Consider the following 6216-nt stretch of genomic DNA (forward strand, 5'->3'; position numbering starts at 1 on the left):
CGGCATCGCGTACGGCTCGAACCGCTGTCACGGGGTGTTCTACACGATGGACGCCGATCCGTTCGTCGTGCCCTACGACCCGACGGGACTCCTCGGCTCGCGCAATCCCGAGATCACGCTCGACGCGAACGCCAATCCGCACATCTCGTATCTCCGTCTCGCCGACCATTCGCTCGGCTACGCGCACCTCCATGACGGCCAGTTCGAGACCGAGACCGTGGTCGGCGACACATACTCGGGCGAGGACAGCGCGATCGCCGTCGACGCCGATGGCACGGTGTCGATCGCGCACCACGACCCGTGGGGTGGCGACGTGTCACTCGCCACGCGCGCGGCGAGCCCGCTCGAGCCCACCTGGGATGGCTGCCCGCCACTGCCCGATCCGAACCAGGGTCTGTCCGGAGACTACGTGTTCACGACGCCCAGCGGCGCGTTCCCGCTGTACGACCCGCCGTACACGGTCGAAGAGAGCTACGGCTCGGTCCACGCCACGTTCAGTCTGACCGCGGACGCCGGCGGGAAGCTCCGCTTCGCGGGGTTCGGACAATCCGATCCCAACACGGTGGCCGACGGCCGCATCGAAGGCACCGGCAAGGTCTCCGGGAACGGCCGGCGGATCAGCGTGCACCGCACGCTCTCGCTTCGCGACATGGATCCTGCGACGCTTCCGAACGCGACCCTGCGGATCGCGTGCTCCGAGCAGATCGATCCCGTCAGCCTGCAGCGCAGCGTGAGTGAGACTGTGAGCGGCAAGATCGACGGGAAGAAGGTGAAGCAAAAGATCACTCTGTCCGACCAGATCTCCAGTGACAGGCTCGGCATCCACCTGGAGCTCACGCTGTCACCCGATGCCAAGGGCCTCGCGGCCACGGGTCAGTGGTTCACGAACGGCGGACCGGTCCGGCTCTCGGGTCGGGGGACGTGGTCTCCGCAAGATAAGAGCGCGAGCCTGAAGCTGCGCGGGCCGAAGGTCTCCATCCAGCTCGACGGGCTCCGGATCTGGCGCAGCGAGGCCGACGGCATCCATCTGCGCGCCGATCAGCTGAGCGTGAAGGGCCTCGGCCAGAACGTGACGGCGGATCTCAGCTCGGCTTACTGACTCGCGCGCAGAGCAGGCCGATGAGGCCGATGCAGACGAGCGCCGCGCCACCGGGCTCGGGCACGCTCCCCGGGGACCGGGCCCGCGAGACAGCGCCCTCGATGCCGAAGACGATCGTCCCATCCACCGCCGTGCCACCCGCACTCGATCCGGACGCAAAGATCGCGCTCGTGTCCGGGTTGACGTCGCAGTAACCGCCTTCGATGCAGTCACCCCGTGAACCCTGGGCGTGCGCTGCGGAAGCGATCAGAAGGAGCGCGCCAATGACTGCGAGTCTCATCGGTGACCAGGCTACGGCAAGCGCTATGTTTCGGCAACATGAGTTTTCGAAGCCGCATTGCGCTGGTCATGTGCGTCCTCGCCCTGGGGGCCTGCTCCGTCCTCCTCGACGCCGCGACCTCGATCGCCGACGACATCGAGACCGGCGCCAAGCGGCTGCAGAGCTCGTCCGACGCAGAGCTCACGATCGTCCACACACCGAAAGCCAGCCGAAGCGACTGCGCCGACGCGTATCGCGTGCAGTTCACGCGCGACTCGCTGATCGGCGTGTGGTGCTATGCGCCCGATGACCCGTCGAAGGTCGTCTCGAGTCACACGACCACCTATCACCTGAACTACGTCGACGTCCCCGAGACCACCATCCTCGACAAGAAGAAGGGCGAGGCGCTCTCGATCGAGCTCGAGAAGACCGGCGGAAAGCCCGTGGTGAAACGGGTGTTCTAGCCGTCCTCGCTCCGGGCTGACTCACTGCGGCGCAGCCAGATTCCGGCCGCCACGGTCCCCGCTCCGAATAGCGGCACGGCGTCGATCAGCCAGAAGACCCGGCGGCGTTCCGCCAGGTAGTCCTCGAGGAAGCGCGACCTCGGGATCGACAACCCGCCCGCCTCGAGACCGAAGATCTCGGTCCTGTCGTGATACAGCCAAACGGTGACCAGGGTGCCCGAGGTCACTGCTCGAGCCAGCTCCTGGTCGGTGAAGTCGGGGCGCCAAGGCGTCTGCAGAGTGTCGAGCTCGCGCTCGCCGGATTGGAATCGGAGTCCTTCCTGGTCGATCGCGTAGTCACCTTCCTCGAAGGAGACGGGTGTGAGGTCGGCTTCGGCGATGGCCGGGTCCGCGGAGACGAGCTCGAGACCTTGCGCACGCCCGACGAGAGCTACATCCACCCCGACGACCGGGAAGCCATACCTGGTCCACCGCTGCACGGCAAGATGATCAGCTCGCGGACTCGCTTTCTGAGTCATCTTCGGGAGGCTCCTCGTCGTCGTCCTCGGCGTCGGGCGCCGCGCGCCGGAACCAGAACCCGCGGCCGACGCTCCACAGCCCGAAGCCTGCGAACACTGCGATCAAGACGAGCAGTGACAGGCGATTCAGCATGTAGTCGTGGATGCAACGCGCCTTCGGGATCGCGATGCCGCCGGCCTCGAGGCCGTAGATCTGGTTGCCGTCCCGGTACAGCCAAAGGGTGACGAGCGCCCCCGAAGTCAGCGCGCGATTCAGCTCCTGGTCGCTGAGCTCGGGGCGCCACGGGTCCTCGAACGTGTAGTACTCCCTGTCGCCTGCGCGGAGCACGAGCTGTTTGGAGGAGATGGTGAAGTCCGCTTCTTCGAGAGAGATCGGATCGAGCTCGGCTTCCGTGATCGGCGGATACTTCGCGACGTAGACCCAGGTCGCGCCGAGCGCGACCGCGAGCATGACGGCTCCCGTGAGGAACCAGTTGTCGGACTTCGGGTAGAGCGAGCTCCGGCGCAGCCAGCGGAAGAGCGCCCAGAGCGCACCCACGAGGAGTGCCCCCGCGGGAATCTGCACCAGCAGGACTTCCTCGAGGATCGCGAGCGTGGCCGCGGGCGGAGCGAAGAATTGCACCCAGGTCACGGCAGACACCGCGAAGATCGCCGGGACGATGAGCGCCCGCCTTCCGAGGTCGGCGAGCGCGGCGCGGCGCTCGTCTGGAGTCACCCCGGGCAGGATGAACAGCTCGACGGCCCAAGCGGGCAGCGCGACGAGCTCGAGATAGCAGAGACCGAGCGACGTCGCGCAGACCACTCGCAACAAGACTTCCATGCCGAATCTCCGCCCGTGTATTCTACGCCAGCGCTGACTCGGAGGAGAGTGACATGCGCTGGCTCACTGGCATCGTGCTGGGCTTCGTGATCGGCTGCGTGGTCAGCTCGAGCGGCCAGCAGGCGGGGCCGCCCCCGTCGCAGGCCGAGCAGTATCTGCGCCAGGTCGGCATGCGCGAAGCGCTGGAGCGCCAGCACGACCAGAACGCTGCCGCCAGCAAGGAGCAGATCTCACAGATCGTTGATCAACTGGCCGAGCAGGCTCAGCTCCCGCCCGACGTCCGAACTGGCCTCCAGTCGATGTACTCGGAGATGGTCGAGGCCGTCCAGAACTCGTACACGGTGGATGAGGCGCTCGCCGTCTACGCGCGGGCGTGGGATCGGAACTACCCGGGAGACGATTTCCAGATCGCGAAGGCCCAGCTGGCGACGCCCGAAGGCCGGCGCCTGATGCGCGCGGCCAACGAGGCGGTCTCGGATACCGCCCACTTCATCCAGCAGCGCCGACAGGCGGCGCTGCAGCGCGAGACCACCAAGCTCGTCGAGCACGTGCGCGAGCTGGGGAAGAAGTACCCCGCGCGCTGACCTACTTCGCGCGCTCGATGTATCTCTGCTCGGTCGGGTCGACGCGCAGCTTCTCGCCGGCTTCGATGAACGGCGGCACCTGGATCGTGACTCCGTTCTCGAGCACGGCGGGCTTCGACGACTTGGCGGCGGTCTGGCCTTTCACGACGGGCTCCGCGGAGCGGACCCGGATCTCGACGATCGAGGGCAGAGTCACTCCGATGGGCACGCCGTCGAGCAGCTCGACGGAGCAGCGCATGCCTTCGGAGAGCCACGGCTTCGTGTCGCCGAGCACGTCGTCGGGAATGTTGGTCTGCTCGTAGCTCTGAACGTCCATGAAGACCGCGCCCTGGGCCTCGGTGTACAGATAGTCCATGTCCTTGGACTCGATGTCGGCCTCCTCGACCTGGTCGCCGGTGCCGAGCTTCAGCTCGCGCTGGGTGCCGTCGAGGATCGAGCGGAACTTCACCTGGATGAACGCGCGGCCCTTGCCGGGCGTGCGGATCTCGCTCTCCATGACTCGATAGGGCTTGCCATCGAGCATGACGTTCATTCCCCTGCGCAACTCGTTCGCTTGCATGGTCAGATGTTCCTCAGCCTCGCGAGCAACCGCTCCCAGATGTTTCCGAACCCGCCGTTCGACATGACCAGCGCTACGTCCTTGCCCGTGCGGTGGCGGGCGAGATACTCGATGATCTCGTCGACCTCGGCGAGATAGTGCGCCTCCTTGCCGGCGCGGCGCACGCGGTCGACCACCCACTCGGGGCGCATGCGCTCGTCTTCCTTCAGGGCCTCGGCCTTGAACACGCCCGCCAGGATCACTTCGTCGGCGGCAGCGAGCGCGTCGGCGAAGTCGCTCTCGAAGAAGCGGCGGCGGCTGGTGTTCGTGCGCGGCTCGAAGATCGCGAACAGGCGGCGCTCGGGAAAGCGCGCGCGGATCGCGGCGATCGTCTCGCGCACGGCGGTGGGGTGGTGGGCGAAGTCGTCGATCACCGCCATGCCGGCGGCCTCGCCGCGCAGCTCCTGGCGGCGCTTCACGCCCTGGAAGCTGGCCATCGCCGCCCCGGCCTTCTCGGGAGTCACTCCCAGGCCCGCGCAGACCGCGACCGCGCCCAGCACGTTCTCCACGTTGTGTCTGCCGAAGAGCGGCATGCGCACGCGCGCCACGCGCTCGTCGCGCCTCCAGACCGTGAACTGCGTGCCTTCGGCATCGAAGGCGATGTCGGACACGCGCCAGATCGCGCCCTCGCGGAAGCCGTAGCCCTCGACCGGTGCCTTCGCGCCGGCGAGCACGGCGCGCACGGTCTCGGCATCGGTCGCGGCCACGATGCGACCGTCGGCGGGGACCTGACTCACGAGCTCGCGGAACGCGTCCTGGATCTGGCCCAGGTTCTGGTAGATGTCGGCGTGGTCGAACTCGACCGAGGTGATGAGCGCGGTGCGCGCGTCGTAGTGCAGGAACTTCGGCGTCTTGTCGAAGAACGCCGAGTCGTACTCGTCGCCCTCGATCACGAACTCGGGGCCGGCACCGAGCCGGTAGCTGCCGCCGAAGTTCTGGAACACGCCGCCGATCAGCGCCGACGGGTCGCGGCCCGCGTGCGTGAGCATCCAGGCCACGATGCTCGTGGTGGTGGTCTTGCCGTGCGTGCCGGTCACGACCACCGAGTGTTTCCCGCGCAGGAAGAAGTGCTGCACGGCGTCGCAGAACGACACGTAGGCAAGCCCGCCGTCGATCGCGGCGCGCGCTTCGGGGTTGTCGGGCCGCGCGGCGTTGCCGATCACGACCACCAGGTCGGGCGAGTCACTCGCCAGGCGATCGGGGTTCCAGCCCTTCTGCACCTCGATGCCGTGCGCCTTGAGCTGGTCGCTCATGGGCGGGTAGGCGTCGGTGTCGCTGCCGGTCACGTGGAAGCCGCGCTCGGCCAGCATGCAGGCGAGCGAGCCCATGGCGGTGCCGCACACCGCGACGAAGTGCACGTGGTGGACCGCCTCGATCGGCGGAATGCTACGCGGCAAGGAACGCCTCCCAGACCAGGTCGTGCACGAGCGGCCGCAGCTCGAACTTCGAGCGCTTGGCGACCAGGTGGATCCGGTTGGCGAGCAGGACCACGATCATGCCGCGCTCGAGGTCGATCCACAGACTCGTGCCGGTGAAGCCGGTGTGGCCGATCGAGCGCTTCGAGAAGTGACTGCCAGAGGTCGACTGACCCTCGGTGGGCGTATCCCAGCCGAGCGCCCAGTCGCTCTGGGGCGCGATCTCCTGGCGGCGGAAGAACTCGCGCGCGACCTCGGCCGGGAACAAGGCCGAGCGGCCCTGGTCGGCGGCGAGCATCTCCTGGGCGAAGCGCAGCACGTCGGGCGCGGCGCCGAACAGCCCGGCATGACCCGCGACCCCGCCCATGGCCCAGGCGTTGGGATCGTGCACCTCGCCCCACAACACGCGCTCGCGCCAGGAGCACTGCTCGGTGGCCGCGTAGCGCGCGCGCTCGCCGC

General features: G+C 67.7%; 9 protein-coding genes. 3 read left to right on the forward strand and 6 right to left on the reverse strand.

Annotated features, from left to right (window positions below; genetic code table 11):
- Positions 1-1099 (forward strand): hypothetical protein (locus VMR86_00335; protein ID HTO05479.1); only part of this gene is annotated, 1099 nt, incomplete at its 5' end.
- On the opposite strand, the gene VMR86_00340 is transcribed toward VMR86_00335, so the two are convergent.
- Complete coding sequence (locus VMR86_00340; GenBank protein ID HTO05480.1) at positions 1083-1379, reverse strand: hypothetical protein; 297 nt, start codon at positions 1377-1379, stop codon at positions 1083-1085. The two genes, VMR86_00335 and VMR86_00340, sit on opposite strands and share 17 nt — an antisense overlap.
- A gap of 38 nt (positions 1380-1417) precedes the next feature.
- Here VMR86_00340 and VMR86_00345 point away from each other — a divergent pair, with 38 nt between their 5' ends.
- Positions 1418-1822 carry a hypothetical protein gene (locus tag VMR86_00345; protein ID HTO05481.1) on the forward strand — a complete coding sequence of 135 codons (405 nt, stop codon included), beginning with the start codon at positions 1418-1420 and terminating at the stop codon, positions 1820-1822.
- On the opposite strand, the gene VMR86_00350 is transcribed toward VMR86_00345, so the two are convergent.
- Together VMR86_00350 and VMR86_00355 are read right to left on the reverse strand one after the other, a co-directional pair.
- Entirely contained in the window at positions 1819-2340 is a 522-nt protein-coding gene (locus VMR86_00350; protein HTO05482.1) for a hypothetical protein, read from the reverse strand. The genes VMR86_00345 and VMR86_00350 overlap by 4 nt on opposite strands.
- Positions 2312-3160 (reverse strand): hypothetical protein, encoded by an 849-nt coding sequence (locus VMR86_00355; GenBank protein HTO05483.1) that lies wholly within the window; start codon positions 3158-3160, stop codon positions 2312-2314. The genes VMR86_00350 and VMR86_00355 overlap by 29 nt, the downstream gene beginning before the upstream one ends.
- A 53-nt stretch (positions 3161-3213) precedes the next feature.
- Here VMR86_00355 and VMR86_00360 point away from each other — a divergent pair, with 53 nt between their 5' ends.
- A complete protein-coding gene (locus VMR86_00360) occupies positions 3214-3744 on the forward strand; it encodes a hypothetical protein (protein HTO05484.1) in 531 nt (176 codons plus the stop codon).
- Position 3745: 1 nt separating this feature from the next.
- Here the strand turns inward: VMR86_00360 and efp are convergent, their stop codons facing one another.
- From efp to VMR86_00375, 3 genes are all read right to left on the reverse strand, one after another.
- On the reverse strand, positions 3746-4303 hold the full coding sequence (gene efp, locus VMR86_00365; GenBank protein ID HTO05485.1) for an elongation factor P: 558 nt from the start codon (positions 4301-4303) through the stop codon (positions 3746-3748).
- A 2-nt stretch (positions 4304-4305) separates the two neighbouring features.
- On the reverse strand, positions 4306-5739 hold the full coding sequence (mpl, locus tag VMR86_00370) for a UDP-N-acetylmuramate:L-alanyl-gamma-D-glutamyl-meso-diaminopimelate ligase (protein ID HTO05486.1): 1434 nt from the start codon (positions 5737-5739) through the stop codon (positions 4306-4308).
- A partial coding sequence (locus VMR86_00375) for a serine hydrolase (GenBank protein HTO05487.1) occupies positions 5729-6216 on the reverse strand: 488 nt, incomplete at its 5' end. The genes VMR86_00375 and mpl, both read right to left, overlap by 11 nt.

The sequence above is a fragment of the Myxococcota bacterium genome (genome assembly GCA_035498015.1).
Classification (GTDB): Bacteria; Myxococcota_A; UBA9160; order SZUA-336; family SZUA-336; genus VGRW01.

What these genes read in the sequence shown, in the direction of transcription:
- VMR86_00340 (HTO05480.1), bottom strand. Translation starts at nt 1,379, where the DNA reads ATGAGACTCGCAGTCATTGGCGCGCTCCTTCTGATCGCTTCCGCAGCG.
- VMR86_00345 (HTO05481.1), top strand. Translation starts at nt 1,418, where the DNA reads ATGAGTTTTCGAAGCCGCATTGCGCTGGTCATGTGCGTCCTCGCCCTG.
- VMR86_00350 (HTO05482.1), bottom strand. Translation starts at nt 2,340, where the DNA reads ATGACTCAGAAAGCGAGTCCGCGAGCTGATCATCTTGCCGTGCAGCGG.
- VMR86_00355 (HTO05483.1), bottom strand. Translation starts at nt 3,160, where the DNA reads ATGGAAGTCTTGTTGCGAGTGGTCTGCGCGACGTCGCTCGGTCTCTGC.
- VMR86_00360 (HTO05484.1), top strand. Translation starts at nt 3,214, where the DNA reads ATGCGCTGGCTCACTGGCATCGTGCTGGGCTTCGTGATCGGCTGCGTG.
- efp (HTO05485.1), bottom strand. Translation starts at nt 4,303, where the DNA reads ATGCAAGCGAACGAGTTGCGCAGGGGAATGAACGTCATGCTCGATGGC.